Genomic DNA, 24399 nt, shown 5'->3' with positions numbered 1-24399 from the left:
TGCCCCATCAGGGGCCCCGCCGCGAAGCGACAGCTTTCGGGGCGATCCTCTATTACTGGTTCTGACCGTCGAGCTTGGCCTTCAACAGCGCGCCGAGGTTGGTCGTGCCGGTAGCAGCCGCGCTGGAATCGGACGAAGCCAGACCGCGAATCGCTTCCTGTTGCTCAGCCGAATCCTTGGCCTTGATCGACAGGTTGATGCCGCGCGACTTGCGATCGATGTTGATGATCATCGCGTTGACCTTGTCGCCTTCCTTCAGCACGTTGCGAGCGTCTTCCACGCGGTCTTGTGCGATTTCGGAAGCGCGCAGGTAGCCTTCGACTTCAGCCGACAGCTGAACCACTGCGCCCTTCGCGTCCACCGTCTTGACCACGCCGTCGACGATCGAACCCTTGTCGTTCATTGCAACGAAGTTGCTGAACGGGTCGCCTTCGAGCTGCTTGATACCCAGCGAAATGCGCTCCTTCTCGACGTCGATGCCGAGAACGATCGCTTCCACTTCGTCGCCCTTCTTGTACTTGCGAACTGCTTCTTCGCCCGTTTCCGACCACGACAAGTCCGACAGATGGACCAGACCGTCGATGCCGCCCGGCAGACCGATGAAGACGCCGAAGTCGGTGATCGACTTGATCGCGCCTTGCAGCTTGTCGCCCTTCTTGAAGTTGCGGCTGAAGTCGTCCCACGGGTTCGGCTTGCACTGCTTCATGCCGAGGCTGATACGGCGGCGGTCTTCGTCGATTTCGAGAACCATGACTTCGACTTCGTCGCCCAGCTGCACAACTTTCGACGGTGCAACGTTCTTGTTCGTCCAGTCCATTTCCGACACGTGGACGAGGCCTTCGATGCCCGATTCCACTTCGACGAATGCGCCGTAGTCGGTGATGTTCGTAACCTTACCGAACAGGCGCGTGCCCGACGGGTAACGGCGGGAAATGCCTTCCCACGGATCGTCGCCGAGTTGCTTGATGCCCAGCGAAACGCGGTTCTTCTCTTGATCGAACTTGAGGATCTTCGCGGTGACTTCCTGGCCAACCGACAGAACTTCGCTCGGGTGACGCACACGACGCCATGCGATGTCGGTGATGTGCAGCAGGCCGTCGATACCGCCCAGGTCCACGAACGCGCCGTAGTCGGTGATGTTCTTCACCACGCCTTCCACGATCGCGCCTTCCTTCAGCGTTTCGAGCAGCTTTGCGCGCTCTTCGCCCTGGGTTGCTTCGATCACGGCGCGGCGCGACAGCACGACGTTGTTACGCTTGCGGTCAAGCTTGATGACGCGGAATTCGAGCGTCTTACCTTCGTACGGGGTCGTGTCCTTGACCGGACGCGTGTCGACCAGCGAACCCGGCAGGAACGCGCGGATGCCGTTGACCATCACGGTCATGCCGCCCTTGACCTTGCCCGTGATCGTGCCGGTCACGAGTTCGTTGTTGTCGAGAGCCTTTTCCAGCGACAGCCACGAAGCCAGACGCTTCGCCTTGTCGCGCGACAGGATCGTGTCGCCATAGCCGTTTTCCAGCGCGTCGATCGCGACGGAAACGAAGTCGCCCGCCTGCACTTCTACCTCGCCCGCGTCATTCAGGAACTCTTCGAGCGGGATGTAGGCTTCGGACTTGAGACCAGCGTTGACGACCACAAAGTTGTGGTCAACACGCACGACTTCGGCGGAGATCACTTCGCCGGCGCGCATGTCTTGCTTGGTCAGCGACTCTTCGAACAGAGCCGCAAAAGATTCGGTATTCGGGGTAGAGGTTTGCAGGTCGGACATAAAAATCGAAATTTGCATGGTTCTCGCGCTGCCCGGCTGGCCGGACGGTCAGCAACTACGGCAAGAATGCGAATGCCACGCGGGGTTAAAGGGTTAATTCAACGCTCCGCGACCATCGCGAAGCACCAACACACAATGGAACTACGACTACGGCCGCCAACTTATGCGCGACGCATACTTCGCGCATAATTCACGCATCTTCCAGTTACGCCTGCGGGACCAGAGCTTCATACCATTGCACCACCTGCTCGACCGCCTGATCGACCGACAAGGCGGAGGTATCGAGCAGCTTTGCATCCGCTGCGGGCTTAAGCGGCGCGGCTGCGCGCTGACTGTCACGCTCGTCGCGCTCACGCAAATCCCGGAGCAAGTCATCTATATTAGCAGAAAATCCTTTTTGTATCAATTGCTTATGCCGCCGCGTCGCGCGGGCCTCCACGCTGGCCGTCATGAACACTTTCAGCACGGCATCCTGGAAGATGACCGTGCCCATGTCGCGACCGTCCGCGACCAGTCCAGGCTCCTTGCGGAAAGCCCGTTGGCGCGCCACCAGCGCGGCGCGCACGGGCGCATGCACTGCGATCGCCGAGGCGCGGCTGCCGACTTCCTCGGCGCGAATTTCCGCCGAAACATCCACGCCGTCGAGTTGCGCCAGGCTTTCACGAAACGTGATATGCAGATCGTCGATCAGTTGTACAAGCGCTTCGACGTCGTCCGCGGGCACGTTGTAGCGAAGGCTGGCGAGCGCGGCAAGCCGGTACAGCGCGCCGCTGTCCAGCAGATGGAAGCCGAGGCTTGCGGCAACCAGCGCGGCCACGGTGCCTTTGCCGGAGGCACTGGGGCCGTCGATCGTAATGACGGGCGTCTGGTGAAAGGGACGGATCGGTTTCATCGAAAAAGTCGCACGTCGGGCGATTCGTACACGAATCAGGGTTGAGCGAGCGCCGTGAAGCGCTCGAAATAATCGGGAAATGTCTTGCCGACACACTTCGGGTCGTTGATCCGGACCGGCACGCCACCGAGGCTCACGAGCGAAAAGCACATCGCCATGCGGTGGTCGTCGTACGTGTCGATCGAGGCGTTCGGAATCAGTTTTTCAGGCGGCGTGACGACGAGGAAGTCGTCGCCCTCCTGCACCTTCGCGCCGACCTTGCGGAGTTCCGCCGCCATCGCCGCGATGCGGTCGGTTTCCTTCACGCGCCAGCTCGCGATGTTACGCAGCGTGGTCGTGCCGTCCGCGAACAACGCGGCGACGGCAATCGTCATCGCGGCGTCGGGGATCAGATTGAAGTCCATGTCGATGGGGTCGAGCTTGCCGTTGTCGTGACCGACGCCGCGCACTTCGATCCAGTCCTCGCCCATTTGCAGGTTTGCGCCCATCTTGATCAGCGCATCCGCAAAACCGACATCGCCCTGAATGCTGGCCCGGCCGACGCCCTCCACCTTCAGCGGCCCGCCGCCGAGCGCGCCCGCGGCGAGAAAATAAGACGCCGACGACGCATCGCCTTCCACCATGATCGTGCCCGGCGACTGATAGCGCTGCCCCGCCGGCACGACGAACTGATGCCAGCCATTGCGCTCGACGTTGATGCCAAAGCGCGCCATCAGCTTGATCGTGATCTCGATATAAGGCTTCGAGATCAGTTCGCCGTCCACCTGCACGGTGCTCACACCGCTCCCGGTGCGCAGCAGCGGCAGCGTCATCAGCAGCGAAGTGAGGAACTGGCTAGATACGTCGCCGCGCACACGAATCGGCGCCTCGGCGGAAATCTGCGCCGGGCGAATCCGCAGCGGCGGATAGCCGTCACTTCCTTCGTAGTCGATTCTCGCGCCGATTTGCCGCAATCCGTCGACGAGATCGCCGATCGGCCGCTCATGCATGCGCGGCACGCCGTGGATGCGGTAGTCACCGCCATTCACCGCGAGCGCCGCGGTCAATGGACGAACCGCCGTGCCCGCGTTGCCGAGAAACAGGTCAGCCGTGCGCGCCGTGAAAGCGCCGCGCGTGCCGGTCACGACGCACGTGTCGCCGTCGCGCTTGACCCGCACGCCGAGCTTTTCGAGCGCATCGAGCATCACGCGAGTGTCGTCGGAATCGAGCAGATTCGTGATCGTCGTTTCGCCTTCGGCGAGCGCTGCCAACAGCAGCACCCTGTTCGAGATGCTCTTGGAGCCGGGCAGACGAATCGTGCCGGACGCACGACAAAATGGTCCGAGATCGAGGAATTCCATGATTGAGTCCAGTTTCCGGTTATTTGGACGCGTCGCTTGACGCAACGCCGCCAGCGCGCTGCTCCTGCCATTCGGTGCGCGCCACACGCGAGCGCGCGAACACGGCTTCGAGCGCGGCGCCGTCTGCGGCTTCAATGGCCGTGCGCAGGCGCGCGAGCACCGCCGTGTAGGCGTCGAGTTCGTCGAGCAGCGCCGCGCGGTTCGCGACGCACACGTCGCGCCACATTTCCGGGCTCGACGCAGCAATGCGCGTGAAGTCGCGGAAACCGCCCGCGGCAAAGGAAAATTTCAGCGCAGCATCGGGCGAATTGAGAATCTGCTCGACGAGCGCGAACGACAACACGTGCGGCAAATGGCTGACCGACGCAAATACGCGGTCGTGCTGCTCGGGCGCCATGTTGCGCACCAGAGCGCCGGTCGCGCGCCACATTGCCGCGACGCGCTCCACTGTCTCCGGCGCATTCTCCTGCAACGGACACAACACCACGTTGCGGCCGACATACAGGTCGGCCAACGCCGCGTCGACGCCGCTTGCCTCGCGGCCGGCAATCGGATGGCCCGGCACGAACTGGCCGATGCGCGCGCCGAGCGCGGCACGAGCGGCCGCGACCGCGTCGGACTTGGTGCTGCCGGCATCGGTAATGATCGTCTTCGCGTCCAGAAACGGTGCGATGCGTTCGAGCAACGGTCCCGTCTGAGCGACGGGCGCGGCGAGCAGCACGACATCCGCGCCGGCAAGCGCTTCGCGCAGCGCAGCGTCGTCATTCAACGCCGCCGCACTGTCGATCACGCCGAGTTCCAGCGCGCGCGCACTCGATGTAGCCGAGCGGGCTACAGCGATCACCGTACGCGCCCCATCCGCTTCCCCGCGCTCACGCAGCGCGCGCGCAAGCGATCCGCCGATCAGGCCGACACCGAAAATCACCAGCTTGTTAAATGAGAACGCGGCCACGTCGGTCACAGAAAAAGCGCGCCTTTCATGCCGACGAGGCGCGCGGGTCAAAATTCGCCGCCTATACGGCGGCGAGAGTTTTTTCAAGCGCCGCGATGAACGCTTCGTTTTCTTCCGGAAGGCCGATTGTCACGCGCAGCCACTGCGGCAATCCGTAGTTGCCCACCGGACGCACGATCACGCCCTGCTTCAGCAATTCCAGATTCACGCGATTGCCCGCCGCGTCGTCGTTGCCGACGCGGACCAACACGAAATTGCCGTCCGACGGCACGTATTCGAGGCCCAGCTTGTCGAACGCTTCGGTCACGCGGCGATACCCCTGCGCGTTCAGCGCCGCGCTCTTCTCCAGAAACGCCTTGTCGTTGAGCGCAGCGACCGCCGCGGCTTGCGCGAGCGTGTTGACATTGAACGGCTGACGCAGACGGTTAAGAAGATCGGTCAACTCCGGCTGTGCAATTGCAAAGCCGACGCGCAAGCCCGCAAGGCCGAACGCCTTCGAGAACGTGCGCGACACCAGCAGATTCGGGTAACGGCGAACCCACTCAATAGAGTCGTAGCGCTTTTCTGCCGGCAGATATTCCGTGTAGGCCTCGTCCAATACAACTGCGACGTTGCGCGGCACTTTGTCGAGAAACGCTTCGAGCTTCGGACCTTCGATGAACGTGCCAGTCGGATTGTTCGGGTTGGCGACGAAGATCAGCCGTGTGTCGTCGGTGATCGCGGCAAGCATCGCGTCGAGATCATGGCCGTACTTCACAGCCGGCACGACGATCGCGCGCGCGCCGAGGCCTTGTGTGGCTAGCGCATAAACCGCGAACGAATACTGCGCATAGATGATCGACTGTCCTTTCTCGACGAACGCGTGCGCGGCGATTTCGAGAATGTCATTGCTGCCGTTGCCGAGCGTGATCCACTCCGACGGCACGCCGTAGTGCTCGCTCAACGCGGCCTTCAATTCGAACGCGTTCGCATCGGGATAGCGGCCCAACTCGCTCGCCGCTTGCGCCATCGCGCGCTTGGCCGACTCGGGCATGCCGAGCGGATTTTCGTTCGATGCGAGCTTCACGATGTTCGCTTCGTCCAGCCCAAACTCGCGCGCCACTTCCGAAATCGGCTTGCCCGCGATGTAGGGCGCAATAGCGCGCACGTAAGAAGGACCGAAGGACGTTGTCATGAAATCTCCGAACAATTATTAGAAAAGTCGCGGCTGATGTGCGCGCATAGTGCTGCGGGCGTACTGCCAAATTGACGTCTGACCGCCGCCTGATGATGCTTAACGGGCACGCGGATACGAGCCCAGAATTTTCAGGAATGCAGCCTTCGCGCCGAGTTCGGTAAGCGCGGCGGCGACTGCCGGATCGTCGCGGTGTCCTTCGACGTCAATATAGAAGTAATACTCCCACGTGCCCACGCGCGCGGGACGCGATTCAAAGCGGGTCATGGAGACGCTGTGGCGTGCGAGCGGCTCCAGCAGCTTGAACACCGCTCCCGGCTCATTCGCCACCGACACGATCAGCGACGTCTGGTCATGACCGCTTGCGCCCGTGCGTTCCTTGCCGATCATCACGAAGCGGGTGCGGTTGTGCGGGTCGTCCTGAATCAACGCGTAGGCCACTTGCAAACCGTAGTGAGTCGCGGCGCGATCACCTGCGATAGCCGCGACGCTCGGATCGTCCGCCGCCATGCGCGCCGCTTCGGCGTTGCTCGACACTGCCTGGCGCTCCAGATGCGGCGCGTTCGTCGCAAGCCAGCGCTGGCATTGAGCGAGCGCTTGTGCATGCGCGCAAACGCGCGTCACGCCGGTGAGGCCGCCGTTCAGGGTCAACAGGTTGTGATGAATCGGCAAGGCCAGTTCGCCGCCGATTGTCAGCTGCGTTTGCAGCAGCAGATCCAGCGTGCGCGACACCGCGCCTTCCGTCGAATTCTCGACCGGCACGACGCCGAATTCGGCGGCGCCCGCTTCGACCGAGCGGAACACTTCGTCGATCGACGGACACGGCAGACCTTCGATCGACTGACCGAAGTACTCGTGCATGGCCTGTTCGCTGTAGGTGCCAACCGGCCCGAGGTACGCCGCCTTGATGGTCTTCTCGAGCGCGCGGCTTGCCGCCATGATCTCGCGCCAGATCGCGCTGATATGCTCGCTCGCGAGCGGCCCTTCGCTCATGTCCTGGAGACGCGCGATCACCTGCTGTTCGCGCTCGGGGCGAAACACCGGCGCGTTGAAATGCTTCTTGACTTCACCGACTTCGAGCGCCACCGCAGCGCGCTGATTGAGGAGCGCGATCAACTGCGCGTCGAGCGCGTCGATGCGTTCGCGAAGAGGTTTGAGTCGATTATTGAGTTCGTCGTCCATGCGTGAAAACGGTCCTGCCGGTAGCTGCTGGAAAAATGCGCGCTGGAAAGGATGCGCGCGCCGAATGCCGAAGCACTCAGGCGCTGCGCTGTTCGAATTCCTTCATGTATTCGACAAGCGCTTTGACGCCTTCGAGCGGGACGGCGTTATAAAGCGACGCCCGCATGCCGCCGACAGACTTGTGGCCCTTGAGCTGTACCATTCCCCGTGCCTTCGCGCCGGCCAGGAATTCTTCGTTGCGCGACTCGTGGGCGAGGAAGAACGGTACGTTCATCCGCGAGCGCGAGCCAAGCTCGACCTTGTTCAGATAGAAGCTGCTCGAGTCGATTGTGTCGTACAACAGCTTCGACTTCTCGAGATTACGCGCTTCCATTGCAGCCAGGCCGCCCTGCTTCTTGAGCCACTTGAACACCAGCCCCGCGATGTAGATCGCGTACGTGGGCGGCGTGTTGTACATGGAATTGTTCTCGGCGACGGTCTTCCATTCGAACGCCGACGGGCAAATAGCCAGCGCGCGATCCAGCATGTCCTCGCGAACGATTACCACTGTCACCCCCGCCATGCCGATGTTCTTCTGGGCGCCGCCGAACAGCACGCCGTATTTGGCGATGTCCATGGGCCGCGACAGGATGTGCGACGACGCGTCCGCCACCAGCGGAATGTCGCCGAGGTCGGGAATTTCGAACGTCTCGACGCCGTGAATCGTCTCGTTCGTGCAGAGATGCACGTAAGCCGGGTCGTCCGACAGTTGCCATTCGGAAAATACGGGCGCGCGCGTGAAACCGTCGGCGGTCTGGCCGCTTGCCGCAAGATGCACCGCGCCGTACTTTTGCGCTTCCTTAAACGACTTTTGCGACCACGATCCCGTAATCACGAAATCGGCACGCGGCTTGGCGCCGAGCAGGTTCATCGGCACGATTGCGTTTTCGCCGAGACCGCCGCCTTGCAGGAACAGGATGCGATGGCTCGCGGGTACGGCCAGCAGTTCGCGCAAATCCAGGAGCGCTTCCTCGTGGATCGACATGAACTCTTTCCCGCGATGGCTCATTTCCATCACGCTCATGCCGCTGCCTTGCCAATTGAGCATTTCGTCGGCTGCCTGACGCAGCACTTCTTCGGGCATGGCCGCTGGGCCGGCGGAGAAATTAAACACGCGCATCGTGAGATCCTGAAAGCCGCGCGACAATGAAAGATCGCGCAAAAATCGGCGAAGTGACCGCCGCGAAAGCAACCTACCGGAAACTGACTACCCCATTTAGCCGACGGAAATTGACCAGCGTGACTGGCTGCTGACTGATAAAACCGCAGTCGCATCGACAATTTCACACCGAAAAAAATAATGGCCGTTTGCGCATGTGCGCAAACGGCCATTATCGCATTGTCACCGCCAACCCGCCAAACGCGGCAGCCCTGGAACCAGGCCTGCCGGATGGCGCGCTAGCGCAGTGTCAGCGCAACCTTTCGCTTCAGGGCTTACTTAGCCGGCTTCACCGAAGCGACTTCCTTGTCGGCCTGGTCACGCGTTGCCTTGATCGATTGCGGCATGTACTTTTGCATCAAGCCGTTGACGACGTCGCGGCCAACCTGGTCTTGCACCTGGATGAACTTGCGGCCGGTCGGGCTCTTGTAGAACGTAGTCAGATCCTTGATTTCCGAAGTGCTGTAGTACTTCGCGTACGCGTCGTACTGAGCTTGCATTGCGTCCTGGCGGAAGCCGTCCGTCGCGAAGACCTGGCCTGCGCCGTCAACCAGCTTCGGCACTGCGTTCTTTTGCAGCGACGGGACGGAAGCCTGCTTCTGCTTGTCCGTCATCGACTTGTTTTCGCTCAGCGCGTCCGACAGGATCGCCGGAACCAGTTGTTTGGCTTGCATTTGCGCGCTGTTGCCGATTGCGCCGACGAGCTTCTGTGCGTCGATTGCGTCCAGCAGGTCCTTGATTGCAGCCTGCTTGGCCGGATCAACCGGTGCCGCGGCAGCAGCCGGAGCCGACGGAGCCTGGCTCTGAAGCGCTTGAGCCATGGCAAACGTCGGCACGAGGGCAGCCAGCAACGCCAGTTGTTTGAATCGTTTCTGCATCATTACTCCCTAATAGAAATTAACTTGAACTGCTAGCTGCGCGGAAAGTATGTCGGCCCGACACACCGTTATTTCCTGCGCAGCTTTCAACCGGTCACCGAAAGCGGAGCCGCGACGCGGATCAGGCCACACCGCCGTCTTCACCGCCGTTGCCACCCTCTGCGGGACCTTCGGCGTCGCCTTCCACATCGACATCCGCTTCCGCTTCGGCAACCTGTTGCAGACCTGAAAGCTTGGTCCCTTCGTCAAGGCTGATGAGTGTAACACCTTGGGTTGCACGGCCCATTTCTCGAATTTCCGACACGCGCGTACGAATCAGAACGCCCGTATTGGTAATCAGCATGATCTGCGCTTCCTGATCCACCAGCGTAGCGGCGACGACCTTGCCGTTACGCTCCGACGTCTGGATCGCGATCATGCCCTTCGTGCCCCGGCCGTGCCGCGTGTACTCGGTGATCGGGGTGCGCTTGCCGAAGCCGTTTTCCGTTGCGGTGAGCACCGACTGCTGCTCGTCGCCCGCCACCAGCAACGCAATCACGTTCTGGCCGTCTTCGAGCTGCATGCCGCGCACGCCGCGCGCCTCACGGCCCATTGGCCGCACGTCGTTCTCGTCGAAGCGAACCGCCTTGCCCGAATCCGAGAACAGCATCACGTCGTGCTGACCGTCTGTGATGGCCGCGCCGATCAGGTAGTCGCCGTCATCCAGACCGACCGCAATAATACCCTTGCGCAACGGTCGGCTAAAGGCTTCGAGCGGCGTCTTCTTTACCGTTCCTAACGCGGTTGCCATGAACACGAACTTGTCTGCCGAAAATTCCTTGACCGGCAGCACAACCGTGATCTTCTCGCCTTCCAGCAGCGGGAACATGTTGACGATTGGGCGGCCGCGCGAGTTACGCGAGCCTTGCGGCACTTCATAGACCTTGACCCAATACACGCGGCCGCGGTTGGAGAAGCACAGAATATGGTCGTGCGTGTTCGCAATGAAGAGCGTGTCGATCCAGTCGTCTTCCTTCATGGAAGTCGCCTGTTTGCCGCGACCGCCGCGCTTCTGGGCGCGATATTCGGACAACGGCTGCGATTTCACATAGCCGGCGTGCGACATGGTCACGACCATCTCTTGCGGCGTAATCAGGTCTTCGGTGTTCAGTTCCGTGGCGTTCAGCTCGATCTTCGAGCGGCGCGCGTCGCCGAATTCGGCTTTGATCGACGTGAGTTCGTCGACGATGATCGCCGTAATGCGCTCGGGACGAGCCAGGATGTCCAGCAGGTCAGCGATCTGCGCCATGACGTCGCGGTATTCGCCGATGATTTTGTCCTGTTCCAGGCCGGTCAGGCGTTGCAGACGCATCTGCAGAATTTCCTGAGCCTGGGTGTCGGACAAACGGTAGAGGCCGTCGGCCTGCATACCGAAGGACGGATTCAGTCCGTCAGGACGATAGGCTTCGCGGCCACCGGCCGATGCGTTTTCCGTCTCGGCGCGCGACAACATTTCCCGCACCAGCGACGAATCCCACGGACGCGCCATCAATTCCTGCTTCGCAATCGGCGGAGTCGGCGCGGCCTTGATGATTGCGATGAACTCGTCGATGTTGGCGAGCGCGACCGCCAGGCCTTCGAGCACATGCCCACGTTCGCGGGCCTTGCGCAGTTCGTATACAGTGCGCCGCGTCAGCACTTCCCGCCGATGCGACAGGAAGCACGACAGCATCTCCTTCAAATTCAGCAGCTTCGGCTGGCCGTCGACGAGCGCGACCATGTTCATGCCGAAGGTGTCCTGAAGCTGGGTCGCCTTATACAGATTGTTGAGAACGACTTCCGGCACCTCGCCGCGCTTCAGTTCGATCACGACGCGCATGCCGCTCTTGTCGGACTCGTCGCGAATATCCGAAATGCCTTCCAGCTTCTTCTCGTTGACCAGTTCGGCGATACGCTCGAGAAGCGAGCGCTTGTTCACCTGGTACGGCAGTTCGTCGACGATGATCGACATGCGCTGGCCGCGGTCGATTTCCTCGAAGTGCGTGAGCGCGCGCATCACCACGCGGCCGCGGCCGGTGCGATAACCGTCGCGCACGCCGGCGACGCCGTAGATGATGCCGGCGGTCGGGAAATCGGGCGCCGGAACGATCTCGATCAGCTCGTCGATCGTGGCTTCAGGATTCTTGAGCAGGTGCTGGCATGCGTCGACAACCTCGTTCAGATTGTGCGGCGGAATGTTGGTCGCCATACCGACCGCGATGCCGGACGAGCCATTGATCAGCAGATTGGGAATGCGCGCCGGCAGGATGGCCGGCTCGTTTTCGCTGCCGTCGTAGTTCGGCGTGAAGTCGACGGTTTCCTTGTCGATGTCGGCAAGCAGCTCGTGGCCGATCTTCGCCATGCGGATTTCGGTGTAACGCATGGCCGCGGCGTTGTCGCCGTCGACCGAACCGAAGTTGCCCTGACCGTCCACCAGCATGTAGCGCAGCGAGAAATTCTGCGCCATCCGGACGATGGTGTCATAAACAGCCGTGTCGCCGTGCGGGTGGTACTTACCGATGACGTCGCCGACGATACGCGCCGACTTCTTATACGCGCGGTTCCAGTCATTGTTCAGTTCGTGCATCGCGTATAGCACGCGCCGGTGCACCGGCTTCAGGCCATCGCGAACGTCGGGAAGCGCACGCCCTACGATCACGCTCATCGCGTAATCGAGATACGAACGGCGCATTTCCTCCTCAAGGGAGATTGGCAGAGTCTCTTTGGCGAATTGATCCATTATCCGTATCTTTTACGTGCGAAGGCGACCGGAAAACGGCGCCTCGCGTAAGCATTGCAGGCGCAACGCATCACGCGATTCTAACATGCCGGGAATCCGGGCCTGGCGGGGTGACGTATACCTATTAGTACGCGCGCGGAAACGGCGCGGCGGCGCGCTGGATTTGAGCCCGGCAGGCTCGATTCGTGCGTAGGGCAATTCGCCGCTCAGCCATGACTGGCGGGACGCTCCGGGCGATTGCTTCTGTTGCGCATGCACCACAATTGGGGGGTGATTTGATCGGGGGCGGATTTTTTTATCGTCGGAAGGGAACGATATGGCAAAATGCCAACGCACAAAGAGTCAGACACTGCTCGAAGTCTACACACAACGTTTTTTGTTTGGCACCGATGTTATACTTCGAGCAATGTATGACTTGTCTTCGTCAACAGGCTCGCAGTAAACCTGCGGTAATCTCAAATTCGAGAGGAGAAATATGAATAAACTTTCAAAGCTCGCGTTCATTGCAGCTACCGCAGTTATGGCTGCATCCGCAATGGCACAGTCGGTGCCGGCGTCGCGACAAGCTACCAATGACAACTGGGTGAATGGTACTGGCGAATACGTGTGGATGAACGGCACGAACGAGCTTTGCTGGCGCGATGCATTCTGGACGCCGGCAACGGCCAACGCAAAGTGCGACGGCGCACTGGTTGCCCAGGCTCCGACGCCGCCGGCTCCGGTCGCACCGGCACCGGCTATCACCAGCCAGAAGATCACGTATCAAGCTGACACGCTGTTCGACTTCGACAAGGCTATCCTCAAGCCGGCTGGCAAGGAAAAGCTGGACGATCTCGCATCGAAGATCCAAGGCCTGAACCTGGAAGTCGTCGTGGCAACGGGTTACACCGACCGCATCGGTTCGGACAAGTACAACGACCGTCTGTCGCTGCGTCGCGCTCAAGCTGTGAAGTCCTACCTGGTCAGCAAGGGCATCGAATCCAACCGTATCTATACGGAAGGCAAAGGCAAGCGCAACCCGGTCACGACCGGCTGCAACCAGAAGAACCGCAAGCAACTCATTGGCTGCCTCGCACCGGATCGTCGCGTGGAAGTCGAAGTTGTGGGTACTTCGAAGCAGTAAGCTACAAAATACCGCAGTATCAAAGCCCCGCTTTTGCGGGGCTTTTTTTATGCGCCGACCGGCTGATGGCGATTCGATCTGCGGTCCGCCCGGCCACGCTGGCTCTGTCCGCAACTGTCATTTTGCCGCCCCGGCCCCTCGCCTATATACTCCGGGTTTATCCTCGAGCGCCCGCTCACCGCTCTCATCGAGGCAGCTTTGCCATGACCAACGCCGATCCCCACGAACTGCAGAAATTCAGCGACCTCGCGCATCGCTGGTGGGACCCGAATGCCGAATTCAAACCGCTGCACGAACTGAACCCGGTTCGCCTCAGCTGGATAGACGCCCACGCGCATCTGGCGGGCAAGCACGTGCTGGACATCGGCTGCGGTGGCGGCATTCTGTCTGAGTCCATGGCAGGCTTGGGCGCGCACGTCAAGGGCATTGACCTGTCGAGCGAGGCGCTCGGGGTCGCGGATCTTCATAGCCTTGAAAGCGGTGTAACCGTTAATTACGAAGAAATCGCCGCTGAGGCTTTAGCCGCGCGGGAGCCGGCCACTTACGACGTCGTCACGTGCATGGAAATGCTCGAGCACGTGCCGCAGCCGGCCGCGATCGTCGAGGCGTGCAAGACTCTGGTCAAACCGGGCGGATGGGTATTCTTTTCCACCCTCAACCGCAACGTGAAGTCCTACCTGTTCGCGGTGATCGGTGCCGAATACATCGCCCGGATGCTGCCCAAGGGTACGCACGACTACGCGCGCTTCATCCTCCCGTCGGAACTCGCGGGCTTTGTCCGTGCCGCCGGCCTGCGCACAGCCGACATCAAAGGTATCGTCTATCACCCGCTCAGCAAGCACTTCGCGCTGTCCGCCGACACGAGCGTGAACTACATGCTCGCCTGCCGCCGTGACGCCTGAGCCGCCCTACCCGCCGACACATTGAATCAATGAGCGATCCCACGCCCCTGCCTCAACATCAAGACAACGAAGATGCACTCGGTCTTTGCCAAGCCGTGCTGTTCGACCTGGACGGCACGCTAGCCGACACGGCGCCCGATCTCGCCGCCGCCGTCAACAAGATGCGTCATGATCGTGGGCTGGACATGGTTCCGCTCGAAAAGCTGCGGCCGCTTGCGTCCGCAGGCGCGCGAGGGCTGATCTGTGGAGCGTTCGGCATCAGACCGGAGGACCACGAGTTCGCGTCGATGCGCGAGGAGTTCCTCGCCAACTACGAAGCGGACCTGTGCATCGAGACTACGCTGTTCCCCGGCATCCCCGAATTGCTCGATCAACTCGACGCACGCGGCGTGCGTTGGGGCATCGTCACGAACAAGGTCGCGCGGCTCACGGAACCGCTGGTCGCGCAGCTCGGGCTGGAAGAGCGCGCGGGCTGCGTTGTGAGCGGCGACACCACAGCGCATTCGAAGCCCCACCCCGCGCCGTTGCTCCACGCGGCGCGCGAACTGGACGTGGTGCCGGAACGCATCGTCTACGTCGGCGACGACCTGCGCGACGTGCAAGCCGGTTTCGCCGCCGGCATGAAGACGGTGGCCGCGGCCTACGGCTACTGCGGCGACGACATCCCGCCGACGCAGTGGCATGCGCAGCATGTCGTTCAGTCGCCAGCCGAACTGCAGAGACTGCTGCGGGACATCGGCTAACGCCGTCCGCGCGCCGGCACCCAGGGCCTCGCAACGGCCTGACTTATATGCGCCAGGACACGGCCGTCAATTTATTGTAAAATCTACTTTGGCTCGAAGTTAGAGCAACGAACCGCGGGGGCGACCTGGTTTCGACAGGGGTTGCAAAGCGGCTAGGGCATGTCGAGGACCCGTCACCTCGTTAATCAATGGGAAAAACGTAACTGCAAACGACGATACGTTCGCACTGGCAGCCTAAGGGCCGCCGTCCTCTGCCTAGTTCACTGACGGGCTAGAGTCGCAAGACCGGTAGCAATACCGACAGAGGTCATATACGTCAGTTAAGCCTTGACGGAGTCACGACGTCCGGGTCGAAAACTTAGTGAATCGCCGTAGTGCAGCGTGTTCGTCCGCGTCATTATGGTTAAATCAAATGACAGAACTAAACATGTAGAACTGGTCGTAGAGTGCTTCTGGACGCGGGTTCGATTCCCGCCGCCTCCACCAGACACCTTGCAGGCAAATGGCAATGCCTCAACGAATACCCCGACGGCGTCAGCCGCTCGGGGTTTTTTGTCTTTAGGTCGCCGATGCTGCTGCGTGGCGTTCCCGACCCATCGCGACTTATGCGGCGCGGGTCTGCATAGGCGCTTATTGCTGGCGGATGGAGGCCAGCGCGCGTTGCACGGCCGCGTCGATCGCCGCGGGCTGCGCGTCCCCGCCGACTACCGCCAGTGGTATGTCCGAACCGGCTACCGCCCGCTCGATTCCGGCACCCACTGCCGCGCGTTGCACCCCCGCACCAACCACCGCCCGCTCCACCTCCGCTTCCACTGCCGCGCGTTCCGCCTTGGCTTCGACCGCGGCCCGCGGCACCTCCGCCCCAACTACCGCCCGCTCCACCTTCGCATCAACCGCCGCGTGTCGCACATCCATCCGACGCACCGCCTGACCGTCCGCGACGTTCAGCACCAGTTCATTAACACGCGCCACCTCGTCGAGATTCAGGCTTGCCGCTGCCGCCTTGAGCTGGAGAAGCGCAACGACTGTTGCATACCGTGCCCGGATGAGATCTCGGCGATTCGCGAAAAACGCGTCCGATGCCCGCAGCACATCCGTGCTCGCGCGACTGCCCACGCGGTAGCCGACCTTCGTCGCGTTGAGCGCGGCGAGAGAACTCTGCACCAATCGCGATAGCGCTTCGACCCGAGCGACGCCGGCACGAAAGCGCGACCAGTATTCCCGCGCACTCGCCCCCGCCAACCGTGTCGCTGCAACCAGTTCGTCCTGCGCCTTGTCCTCGAGTGCCAACTTTTCGTCGATGTTCGCGCTCGTTGCGCCGCCTTCGAAAATCGGAATGGTTACCGATAGCATCGCCGTCGTTGTCGTCGTCGGACGAATGTAGCCGGACGCTGCGCCAGCCGGCGTATGGCTCGCCGTCAGATTCACGACCGGCAACCGCGCTGCGCGAGCCTTCTCGACTTCGAGTTCGGCAATGCGCCGGTCGATCTGCTTCAATTGCACCGGGTAGTCGTGCGCCTCGGCTTGCGAGGTCCAGCTTTCCATGTCGTCCGGGTGAAGTGCCGGCATGCCCGCGGCGTGCGACAAGCGCGACAACCCCGCAAACCGCTGGCCCGTGATGTGTTCCAGCGCGAGCCGTTTCAATTGCAAGTCGTCGCGGGCATCCAGTTGTTGCGACCGCGCCTGTTCGCGCGCGGCCTCGGCTTCCTGCACATCGATCACCGTGGCCTCGCCGGCCCGTCGTCGACGGCGCAACTCGTCCAGGTGCCCATCTAGCGCCGCCGTGTAGTCGTCAGCGCGTGTCAGTTCGTCCTCGGCAGCCAGTTCGTCGAAGTACGTTTGCACGGCTCGCAGAATGGTCGTTTGCTGCGCACGCGCGAGATCCACCGCGCCCCGCGCCTGAACAAAGTCCGCCTGCTTATAGGTGGTCCATCTGTTCCAGTCGAAAACCGGCTGCGTCAGCGCGACAGTCCATCCGTTCTGCCAGTAGTGGGTGTTCGGAATACCTTCCGTGACCGTACTGTTGTACGCGCGCCCCCAACCTCCCGCCAGTTGCGGCAGTAGCGCCGCGCGGGCCTTCGGCACGGCCTCGCCCGCGGCTCTCGAGCCCGCGCGAAAGGCCGCCAGGTCCGCGTCATGATCGGTGCTCTGCTCAACTACGGTGAGCAAATCGACCGCCGCCGCGGCGCCCGCATAAGCCACACCGGTGAACACAAGCAGTGCGCCCGCCATCGTGCGCTTATTCATCCACCATCACTCCCTCGCGAGCCTCGCATACCAGTTCACCATCGACCAATCGATAGCGCGTGTCGAACGCCGCAGCCAGCGACATGTCATGCGTAATCACCACCACCGTGCGTTCGAGACGCCGCAACAAGTCGACGACATGCCGCACGGATGTCGGGTCGAGATTCGAAGTCGGCTCATCGAGCAGCAGCAGCTCTCGTTGCTGATACAACGCCCGCGCGAGCAGCAAACGTTGCCGCTGGCCCGCCGAAATATTCGCGATCGTGTCGCTAATCACGGTTCGCGTGCGCATCGGCAAGCGCATGACGTCGGGCAGCAAACCGACGTCGTCAAGCAATGCGTGAATTCGCGCCTCGTCTGGATTGCCCGCGAAAAGCGAGACGTTCTCGGCAATCGAGCCGTGCAGGATCAGATCGCCCTGCCGCATATGAACAGCATGTCGGCGGATTTCATCGACGCTGAGATTTGGCCAGGCAATTCCGTTTAACGTGATCTCGCCTTCCTGCAGCGGCTCGGCTGCCGCAAGCAGCTTGAAGAGCGTCGACTTGCCGCTTCCCGACGCGCCGGTAATCACGATCTTGTCGCCCCGACGGATGACGATGTTCGCGTCCTTGAGCACCGGTTGATCGGAAACGCCGTAGCGGAATGTGACGCCGCGCACATCGATGCACTCGAAAATGCGCACCTCGACGGCCTTATGCATCTCGCCGGGCGGCGTGTACCGTTCCGCTTCGCCATCGACGATATCGCCCACGCGCGCGACTGGAACACTCAGCATGAAATACTCGAAGGCCGCGTTGACGGCTCGCGCAAAGCGATCGGACAGCAGCGACTTGTAGATCAGAAACGAATAGAACACGCCCACCGAAATCGTGCCGCTTAGCATCAGACCCGCGGCGAACCAGCTCACCGCGATCATGTCCGCGTAGTCGACAAGTTTGAGGATCGCGTCGCGTGCGCTCGCCAGGCGGCTGTTCTGCACCAACGCCGCGATGTACGCGCGATATTTCGCCATGAACATCGCCGTGCGCCGCATCTCGCCCTGCGACAGCTTGATCAACGAAGCAGCGCGGATCGTTTCGATTAGCGTGTCGTCGCAGCGCGCGGACTCTTCGAGCACCAGTGCATGCGTGTCGCGCATGCGCGAAAAGAGCGCAAACGAAACGGCCACGTAGACCATGAAAATCAGCACCGCGATCACCGTCAGTTGCCTGCTTTGCACCAGCATCAATGCGAGCGCGAGGGTGCCGACGGCGACGTCGATGCCGGCTGAGATCGTAGTCCGCGTGGTGAAGGCGCTGATTTCGTCCTGCGCCTTCACGCGCGCAAACAGATCGCCAACGTGACGCTTCTCGAAGTACGGTATCGGGTTGCGCAACAGTTGCGCCACGATTCCCTCGGTCATGCTCATCTGCACCAAACCGTGCACAAGTTCGACAAGGTATGTCTGAACGTACTGACTCAACGCGCCGACGATAAAAACGCCGGCAAATGTCAGCATCAGCACGTTGAGCAGGTTGAGGTTGTCAGCGGCGACGACGTCGTCGAGCAACAGATTGCCGAGGTATGGCATGGCGAGAATCGCGAACTGGCTGCCAAGCGCGACGAACATCACCTTGGCGATTTGCGGGGTGAGTTGCGGATTGAGCGCACGCACGCGGGCCAGCGCTCCTGGCACACGCGACTTGTTGCGCACACGCGGCATGGCTGGCGTCGGCGCACATTCGAGCAGGTAGCCGGACACATTCGCGACAAAAGTGTCCATGGAAATGCGCCGCCGGCCGCTCGCCGGATCGATCACTTGCACATAGCCGCGCCCGCAATTCTCGAAGACCACAAAATGCGCGCCGCCGAAATGCAGGATCGAACCGCGCTTGATGCTCGGCAGATCGCCGGCGTCAAAGCGGTACGCCTGGACGGCGAGACCGAATTCGACCGCGACGTCGTACAGGTCCATCAGCGTCAAGCCGTTGGCAGAGATCGGCCTGATGCCTGCAACTCGCGCACTTCGATGGCTCGACCGAAGTGCGACAGGACCATCGCGAGACACGCGTAGCCGCACTCGGCAACTTCATTTTGATAGATCGCGCGCATCGTCAAGCTCTCAGCATGCGGAAAAATGGCGCCAGCACCCATTCGGCGATGGTACGGCGTTCGATCACGATGCTCGCCGTCGCGGCCATACCGGGCAGAATGTCGAAGCGTTGCCGTTCGAACTTGAACTGGTCGTCGCTTAACGTGGCCCACGCCATGTAGTCGCCTTGCGAACTGCGCGGCTCCGAAGCGCCCACCGGCGACATCCCGGATCGCACGGTGGTGCGGGAAATCGAATCGATGCGCGCCGCGTAGCTGCCGAATTTTGCATAAGGAAACGCGTCGAACTTGAGCCGCACGACTTGTCCTTCGCGGATAAAGCCACGCCGGCGCGAAGGAATACGCAATGCAGCGCGCAACGGCCCCTTTTCGCCCGTCGATATCACGAGCGCCACGTCGTCCGCGGCGAGCGTGCGACCAGGAACAAGGCCCGAAAAGGTAACGACGCCTGCCTTCGGCGCGGAAATGGTCGCGTCCTGGCGGATCTGCTCGAACCGCATACGAATGTCCTGGAGCTCGCGTGCATGGCGCGCTTCAAGTTCGGCTAGCTGCGCGCCGAGGCCCGTTTGCGTGCCGAGTGCCGCGCCGAGTTCGGCGTTCAACTGTTGACGGCGCGCGGCGCTTTGCGCGACCGCTACCTTCGACTGATGCGTCACCGCCCTCGCCTGTTCAATGCGGTCCGCGGTGACATAGTCCGACACCGATTCGAGCCGCGCCACCGTGCGTTGCGCTTCGTTGGCCAACTGCTGGTTCTGGCTCAATTGCTCATCAAGCGCCAGAATTTCCGCCCGACGGCTTTGCCCGGCAAGACGCGCGGCGTCCAGTTGCGCGCTCAGGTCGGCCTTGCGCTGCGTGTATTGCGCATCGCTCGTGCGAATCTGCTCGTCCCGGTCATGCGCGTCAAAAGCGGGACGCGGCCGACCGTCGCTCGCAAGCGAAAGATCGCGCTCCAGCCTGAAGAGCGGTGCTCCCTGCCCGACGCGCGCAGAGGTGCTCACATAAATGTCGGAGACGAGGCCGCTCAGCCCCTGAATCTTGATTTCGGACGGCGACACAATTTCCGCGCGCACGTCCTGTTTCAGCTCGACGTCGTGAACAAATGCGAAAACGACCGCGACGATAACGAGCGTGGACGCCGCATAGGCGAGCCAACGCCACGAGACGTCCCTGAATTGTGGGAGATAGATCGGTTCCATAGCCTCGTTGCTGCCGGATGCCAGCCGGTGCTGTGTCTGTGCGCATTTCTGTGCGCATTTCTGTCCTGTGCGCTTTTCGGACGAACCCGATGCCGCGACGCTAGTACCGGCGGGAAAACCTTTAGCGAACGGGCGCGAACGAGTACATCGAGGGATGTCCGGCAACCAGCCAATCTGAATAGTTGTCCGCGGCCGCCTGTTCGATATACCTTGCGACTTGCTGAACAGCGCCCGTCCCCGCAAGCGGCAATGGATTGAATATTTCAGCGCCGAAGCGGCCGCGCTCGAAGCGCAGATAGAACGGCAACAATATCGCGTTGAACTGCGCGCCCAGCCGAAACACGCCGTTATGAATGCGTGCGTTGCGCCCGAACATGGAGACGCTCACCGTCTCCATCGGATAACGGTGCAGCGCGAATGGAGGCACGTCGGCAAACAACACGGCGACGCCATTGCGCCTCAACGCCCGCGCGACACGCAGGCCGAGGCCGTTACGATCGTCGTCCCCGTAGGTGTACAGCACGTTCACGCCTGGTATGAGCGAATGATCATCGCCGTACAGATCTCGCGGCACGCCGGACACCACCGCGATGGACTCGAGTCCGAGCAGCGCCCGCAATTCGTCGATGACGTAAATGTTCGCGTACTGTGACACATAGTGAAACGGCGACACGATGACCGGACGCCCGGGTTCATCCGCCTGCAATTGCGCAATCTTCCTGGCGAGCGCACTCGCGACCTGCTGCAGGTCGGACCATGTTTCGCTGCCCCGCGACAGCCGGCCGAAATAGATCCGCTGGTCGATCAGGCGCTCCCGGAAGCGGCCGGCGGCGACGCGGCCCGGGTTGGACAGCGCCAGCTCCAGTACCTCGCGGCCAATCTCGCAACGGCAGACGCCTTCCCAACCCGTACGTGCATCGACGAGCCCGCAGATTCGCCATAAAACGGCAGCCAGTGGCTCGATTGCAGAACGCGGCATGCGCGCGATCAACACAACCTGTACGCCACGCTTCGCATGCGCCAACCTTTTGCGCAGGAAAGTCAGCAAGCCCCACGCGACGACCCACGGCTTCATGTTGAAGTTCGTTCGTGTGCCGGGACCGCGCCAGCGGGCGTGGTCCCGGCACGGTCGAACATTAGGCGCGCGGCTTGACCGGAGCAGCGCTCTTCAGCGTCGGCTGCGTCGTCTTTGCGCAGCTGCTCTTGCAGCAACCGCCAGCAACAGCGGATTTGGCCAGTTCATTACGATTGATCTTTTGCATTTTTATTTACCTCGGTTAACTGAATCAATGAATAGCTCGCGAGTGAATTTCTACTCATCAAGCCGCGGCGATTCTAGCACCCGAGATTTTATCCAAACATAATCTTGACGCAATTTTTCATTTATCTTAATTCGCCGGATTTTTCTTTCTTAAATCCCGAAAGTTCCGAATAACGTTTGCCTGGCAACGCACACGGGCAGCCTGCCTGCACTAATTAACGCCGGGCAATCGGCGTTATCAATTGGCTCCCAGGTTTACGCACCGGGCATGTGCACACATCATCAACAAAGGCTATTCAATCATTCCTCATTCACAGAGGGATTTATCTGCAAATCCTCCGCCTGGATAATTTACCAATACTACATGCAACGAGAAATATTCCTAAGGCCGAATGGGAATTAACTCAATTCGATGCAGCGGCAATCGACCCACGCCCTCGCGTTTTGCGCCTTCAGGAGCGCGTTGCTAAACGCGAATCGGTCGCCTACTCTGACAGTGCAAGTGGCATGCATACCCGGTACGAGTTGGCCAGGCGCAGAGCACAAAACGTGGAATAAACCCACCGGCTCGTTCGTTGATGCCTCACGCGCGGACGCGAGCCGCCTCGCGCGCTAACTCACACGATCACACCAACAATAGGAGCCGACATCATGCGCAAGACCCTCTTCTGCCTCGCCCTGCTCGCCTTGCAACAGACCGCCTTTGCCGAAACGCCGAAAGTGGTCGATGGCCGCTTTGTCAGCGCCGACGGCATGACGCTCTACACCTTCGACAAAGACACCACACCCGGCGTAAGCGCCTGCACCGGTGGCTGCACGACCTACTGGCCGGCTGCCGTCGCAAGCGCGTCCGACAAACCCTCGGGCGACTGGACGCTGATCCCGTCGGCGGACGGCAAGCAGCAATGGGCATACAAAGGCCATCCGCTATATCGCTACTCGGCGGACAAGCAGGCGGGAGACATGAAAGGAGACGGCTTCAAGGACGTGTGGCACACGGCGAAGCCTTAACCGGCGCGCGACTCGAAAGCCAATAAAAAACGCCGGCTAATCGCCGGCGTTCCGCTTCACAAACTCACAAAGCTCGCATGACTCAACGAGCTTTCGAAGCAGTGCGCTACTCGTCCTTCGGACACCGCAGATTGCAGCCGTTCGGATCGCCCAGGTCGCCGCGCTTGCGCATGGCCGACTTCTTGTTCGATTGATATTTGTCCGACGGCGCCGACGCGGCGAACGGCATTTGCGGATGTTCGGCCAGACGGAACTGCTCCTGCAGGATACCGCCCGGCACGCCCGGCGAGTTCTGCGCGAAAGCGACGGGTAGGGTCGCGAGGAGCAAGCCGGCCGACGCGGCGGCGGCCCATGCATGTAGAAGAACTTTCATATCGATTCGGAGCGCGGCGGGGCGCGCGGTTGAGCAAAAGCGGAAGCTTAGAGAGTATCCCAAACGAACGCCATACGCAGCGGCGAAGGCCACGTTATGTTTACCGCCGCTTACGCGCCCGCGCTGCTCAGTCCCGCCTCCAGATCTACGAGCTTGCCGCACTCGGTCGGATCGTAGCCTTGCAGTTGATCGACACTCTCGTGAAACGGGCTGCCGCGCAGCAGTTCGATCACCCCGGACAGCGGCGCGCGCTCGAGGCGCGCGCGGTCGCACGCGAAGTAATAGTCTTCGTCGACGATCGGAATGAAGTCGAGCCCGAAATGATGCGCCGCGGGTTCCACGCCGAAGCCCACGTCCGCCATGCCGCTTGCTACGAACGCCGCAATCGCCGAATGCGTAAGTTCGGCCGACGCATAGCCGTTCACGCGATCCGGATCGACGCCCACTTTGCGAAGCGCCAGATCGAGCAGCATGCGCGTACCTGAGCCATGCTGGCGATTGACGAAGCGAATGTCGTCGCGCGCGAGGTCGCTCAAGCCGCTGATGCTCTTCGGATTGCCCTTGCCGAGAAAAAGCCCCTGCCTACGCCGCGTCAGATGCACGAGCACATGGCGTTGCGGATCGAGCCAGCGCCGGTACGTATCGGCGCATGCCGCGCGAAATTCGCCGAGCGGCAGGTGGAACCCGGCCAGCTCGCACTCGCCACGCGAAAGCGCACTCACGGCGTCCGCGCCGTCGCGATACTTGATGTCGACCGGATGCTCATTCGCAACCAGCGCGGTGACGAGCGCCGCCACCGCATAACCGTGCGACGCGTGAATGCGCACATGATCGACGGGCGGAGCGAGCCAGCGGTTCAGGTCGCTCGCCACTTCGCTTGCAAGCGCCTGCATGTTGCCGTCGAGCCGCTCGCCGCACAGACGCTGTGCGCGCAGCACCGCTTGCCCGAGTTCCGACAGCACCGAACCGCGGCCGCGCTCCTTCGCGATCAGCGGACCGCCCAGGCGCTCCTCGATTCCGCGCAACAAACCCCACGCGTGGCGGTAGGACAAACCCTTAAGCGTTGCCGCCTGCGCGATGCTGCCGGACTCGTTCACCAGAGCCAGCAGCGGCACGACGTCCGACAGGCTGGCCTCCCGGCCGTCCGGACCCTTCAACACCAGTTGCGCATGGCACTCGATTCTGATCATATATGTACAGGTCTTTCCTATTGCATCGACTGTTTCGCCCGCCTATCGTTCGGCTATCCCATATCGAATAAACGAAGCATAAGTGCACACATTATGAATAACAAGTGCATATATGAC

At 61.4% G+C, this 24399-nt stretch carries 18 protein-coding genes, 1 other RNA gene and 1 pseudogene; 5 read left to right on the top strand and 15 right to left on the bottom strand.

The genetic code is table 11. From position 1 onward, the window contains the following. Positions 1 to 52 precede the first annotated feature (52 nt). From rpsA to gyrA, 9 genes are all read right to left on the bottom strand, one after another. Complete coding sequence (gene rpsA / locus C0Z16_RS05395) at positions 53 to 1786, bottom strand: 30S ribosomal protein S1 (protein WP_020068971.1); 1734 nt, start codon at positions 1784 to 1786, stop codon at positions 53 to 55. A gap of 187 nt (positions 1787 to 1973) precedes the next feature. Continuing rightward, positions 1974 to 2660 carry a (d)CMP kinase gene (gene cmk, locus C0Z16_RS05390; protein WP_102631161.1) on the bottom strand — a complete coding sequence of 229 codons (687 nt, stop codon included), beginning with the start codon at positions 2658 to 2660 and terminating at the stop codon, positions 1974 to 1976. A 35-nt stretch (positions 2661 to 2695) separates the two neighbouring features. Further along, positions 2696 to 4000: a 3-phosphoshikimate 1-carboxyvinyltransferase gene (aroA, locus tag C0Z16_RS05385; RefSeq protein ID WP_102631160.1), complete on the bottom strand. Its 1305-nt coding sequence runs from the start codon at positions 3998 to 4000 to the stop codon at positions 2696 to 2698. A gap of 19 nt (positions 4001 to 4019) precedes the next feature. Next, positions 4020 to 4961: a prephenate dehydrogenase gene (locus tag C0Z16_RS05380; protein WP_102631159.1), complete on the bottom strand. Its 942-nt coding sequence runs from the start codon at positions 4959 to 4961 to the stop codon at positions 4020 to 4022. Between the two features lie 52 nt (positions 4962 to 5013). Further along, positions 5014 to 6126 (bottom strand): histidinol-phosphate transaminase, encoded by a 1113-nt coding sequence (gene hisC, locus C0Z16_RS05375; RefSeq protein ID WP_102631158.1) that lies wholly within the window; start codon positions 6124 to 6126, stop codon positions 5014 to 5016. A gap of 99 nt (positions 6127 to 6225) precedes the next feature. Beyond that, the gene (gene pheA, locus C0Z16_RS05370; RefSeq protein WP_102631157.1) at positions 6226 to 7308 is read right to left on the bottom strand and encodes a prephenate dehydratase; all 1083 of its coding nucleotides are present in this window, start codon (positions 7306 to 7308) and stop codon (positions 6226 to 6228) included. 76 nt (positions 7309 to 7384) lie between these two features. Then, complete coding sequence (serC, locus tag C0Z16_RS05365) at positions 7385 to 8467, bottom strand: 3-phosphoserine/phosphohydroxythreonine transaminase (RefSeq protein WP_102631345.1); 1083 nt, start codon at positions 8465 to 8467, stop codon at positions 7385 to 7387. Positions 8468 to 8781: 314 nt separating this feature from the next. Then, complete coding sequence (locus C0Z16_RS05360; protein WP_102631156.1) at positions 8782 to 9384, bottom strand: DUF2059 domain-containing protein; 603 nt, start codon at positions 9382 to 9384, stop codon at positions 8782 to 8784. A gap of 121 nt (positions 9385 to 9505) precedes the next feature. After that, on the bottom strand, positions 9506 to 12142 hold the full coding sequence (gyrA, locus tag C0Z16_RS05355) for a DNA gyrase subunit A (RefSeq protein ID WP_102631155.1): 2637 nt from the start codon (positions 12140 to 12142) through the stop codon (positions 9506 to 9508). Between the two features lie 475 nt (positions 12143 to 12617). Here gyrA and ompA point away from each other — a divergent pair, with 475 nt between their 5' ends. The 4 genes from ompA (at position 12618) to ssrA (ending at position 15396) form a co-directional block, all read left to right on the top strand. Then, entirely contained in the window at positions 12618 to 13265 is a 648-nt protein-coding gene (ompA, locus tag C0Z16_RS05350) for an outer membrane protein OmpA (RefSeq protein ID WP_102631154.1), read from the top strand. A 203-nt stretch (positions 13266 to 13468) separates the two neighbouring features. Beyond that, on the top strand, positions 13469 to 14167 hold the full coding sequence (gene ubiG, locus C0Z16_RS05345; protein WP_102631153.1) for a bifunctional 2-polyprenyl-6-hydroxyphenol methylase/3-demethylubiquinol 3-O-methyltransferase UbiG: 699 nt from the start codon (positions 13469 to 13471) through the stop codon (positions 14165 to 14167). A 29-nt stretch (positions 14168 to 14196) separates the two neighbouring features. After that, the gene (gene gph, locus C0Z16_RS05340; protein WP_102631152.1) at positions 14197 to 14910 is read left to right on the top strand and encodes a phosphoglycolate phosphatase; all 714 of its coding nucleotides are present in this window, start codon (positions 14197 to 14199) and stop codon (positions 14908 to 14910) included. Positions 14911 to 15026: 116 nt separating this feature from the next. Further along, positions 15027 to 15396, top strand: a transfer-messenger RNA (tmRNA) gene (ssrA, locus tag C0Z16_RS05335). A 144-nt stretch (positions 15397 to 15540) separates the two neighbouring features. Here the strand turns inward: ssrA and C0Z16_RS05330 are convergent. The 4 genes and pseudogenes from C0Z16_RS05330 to C0Z16_RS05315 form a co-directional block, all read right to left on the bottom strand. Beyond that, positions 15541 to 17157: a TolC family outer membrane protein gene (locus tag C0Z16_RS05330; protein WP_102631151.1), complete on the bottom strand. Its 1617-nt coding sequence runs from the start codon at positions 17155 to 17157 to the stop codon at positions 15541 to 15543. Then, positions 17150 to 19251, bottom strand: a pseudogene (locus C0Z16_RS05325) (peptidase domain-containing ABC transporter). The gene C0Z16_RS05330 and the pseudogene C0Z16_RS05325 overlap by 8 nt, the downstream one beginning before the upstream one ends. Before the next feature lie 2 nt (positions 19252 to 19253). Continuing rightward, positions 19254 to 20447 (bottom strand): HlyD family secretion protein, encoded by a 1194-nt coding sequence (locus C0Z16_RS05320; RefSeq protein ID WP_102631150.1) that lies wholly within the window; start codon positions 20445 to 20447, stop codon positions 19254 to 19256. Between the two features lie 121 nt (positions 20448 to 20568). After that, positions 20569 to 21522, bottom strand: coding sequence for a lysophospholipid acyltransferase family protein (locus C0Z16_RS05315; RefSeq protein ID WP_102631149.1), 954 nt, complete (start codon positions 21520 to 21522; stop codon positions 20569 to 20571). An 837-nt stretch (positions 21523 to 22359) separates the two neighbouring features. On the opposite strand from C0Z16_RS05315, the gene C0Z16_RS05310 reads away from it, so the two are divergent. Then, the gene (locus C0Z16_RS05310; RefSeq protein WP_102631148.1) at positions 22360 to 22719 is read left to right on the top strand and encodes a COG4315 family predicted lipoprotein; all 360 of its coding nucleotides are present in this window, start codon (positions 22360 to 22362) and stop codon (positions 22717 to 22719) included. Positions 22720 to 22825: 106 nt separating this feature from the next. On the opposite strand, the gene C0Z16_RS05305 is transcribed toward C0Z16_RS05310, so the two are convergent. Together C0Z16_RS05305 and C0Z16_RS05300 are read right to left on the bottom strand one after the other, a co-directional pair. Beyond that, positions 22826 to 23092 (bottom strand): hypothetical protein, encoded by a 267-nt coding sequence (locus tag C0Z16_RS05305; protein WP_102631147.1) that lies wholly within the window; start codon positions 23090 to 23092, stop codon positions 22826 to 22828. Positions 23093 to 23202: 110 nt separating this feature from the next. Continuing rightward, positions 23203 to 24282 (bottom strand): substrate-binding domain-containing protein, encoded by a 1080-nt coding sequence (locus C0Z16_RS05300; RefSeq protein ID WP_102631146.1) that lies wholly within the window; start codon positions 24280 to 24282, stop codon positions 23203 to 23205. Positions 24283 to 24399 lie beyond the last annotated feature (117 nt).

This window comes from Paraburkholderia rhynchosiae (assembly GCF_002879865.1).
Classification (GTDB): Bacteria; Pseudomonadota; Gammaproteobacteria; order Burkholderiales; family Burkholderiaceae; genus Paraburkholderia; species Paraburkholderia rhynchosiae.
The sequence above is the reverse complement of the archived record's forward strand: the minus strand, read 5'-3'. Positions and strand labels throughout refer to the sequence as shown.

Excerpts from the sequence above, each read along its gene's own strand:
- rpsA (WP_020068971.1), bottom strand. The coding sequence starts at position 1,786 with ATGCAAATTTCGATTTTTATGTCCGACCTGCAAACCTCTACCCCGAAT.
- cmk (WP_102631161.1), bottom strand. The coding sequence starts at position 2,660 with ATGAAACCGATCCGTCCCTTTCACCAGACGCCCGTCATTACGATCGAC.
- aroA (WP_102631160.1), bottom strand. The coding sequence starts at position 4,000 with ATGGAATTCCTCGATCTCGGACCATTTTGTCGTGCGTCCGGCACGATT.
- hisC (WP_102631158.1), bottom strand. The coding sequence starts at position 6,126 with ATGACAACGTCCTTCGGTCCTTCTTACGTGCGCGCTATTGCGCCCTAC.
- pheA (WP_102631157.1), bottom strand. The coding sequence starts at position 7,308 with ATGGACGACGAACTCAATAATCGACTCAAACCTCTTCGCGAACGCATC.
- serC (WP_102631345.1), bottom strand. The coding sequence starts at position 8,467 with ATGCGCGTGTTTAATTTCTCCGCCGGCCCAGCGGCCATGCCCGAAGAA.
- C0Z16_RS05360 (WP_102631156.1), bottom strand. The coding sequence starts at position 9,384 with ATGCAGAAACGATTCAAACAACTGGCGTTGCTGGCTGCCCTCGTGCCG.
- gyrA (WP_102631155.1), bottom strand. The coding sequence starts at position 12,142 with ATGGATCAATTCGCCAAAGAGACTCTGCCAATCTCCCTTGAGGAGGAA.
- ompA (WP_102631154.1), top strand. The coding sequence starts at position 12,618 with ATGAATAAACTTTCAAAGCTCGCGTTCATTGCAGCTACCGCAGTTATG.
- ubiG (WP_102631153.1), top strand. The coding sequence starts at position 13,469 with ATGACCAACGCCGATCCCCACGAACTGCAGAAATTCAGCGACCTCGCG.
- gph (WP_102631152.1), top strand. The coding sequence starts at position 14,197 with ATGAGCGATCCCACGCCCCTGCCTCAACATCAAGACAACGAAGATGCA.
- C0Z16_RS05330 (WP_102631151.1), bottom strand. The coding sequence starts at position 17,157 with ATGAATAAGCGCACGATGGCGGGCGCACTGCTTGTGTTCACCGGTGTG.
- C0Z16_RS05320 (WP_102631150.1), bottom strand. The coding sequence starts at position 20,447 with ATGGAACCGATCTATCTCCCACAATTCAGGGACGTCTCGTGGCGTTGG.
- C0Z16_RS05315 (WP_102631149.1), bottom strand. The coding sequence starts at position 21,522 with ATGAAGCCGTGGGTCGTCGCGTGGGGCTTGCTGACTTTCCTGCGCAAA.
- C0Z16_RS05310 (WP_102631148.1), top strand. The coding sequence starts at position 22,360 with ATGCGCAAGACCCTCTTCTGCCTCGCCCTGCTCGCCTTGCAACAGACC.
- C0Z16_RS05305 (WP_102631147.1), bottom strand. The coding sequence starts at position 23,092 with ATGAAAGTTCTTCTACATGCATGGGCCGCCGCCGCGTCGGCCGGCTTG.
- C0Z16_RS05300 (WP_102631146.1), bottom strand. The coding sequence starts at position 24,282 with ATGATCAGAATCGAGTGCCATGCGCAACTGGTGTTGAAGGGTCCGGAC.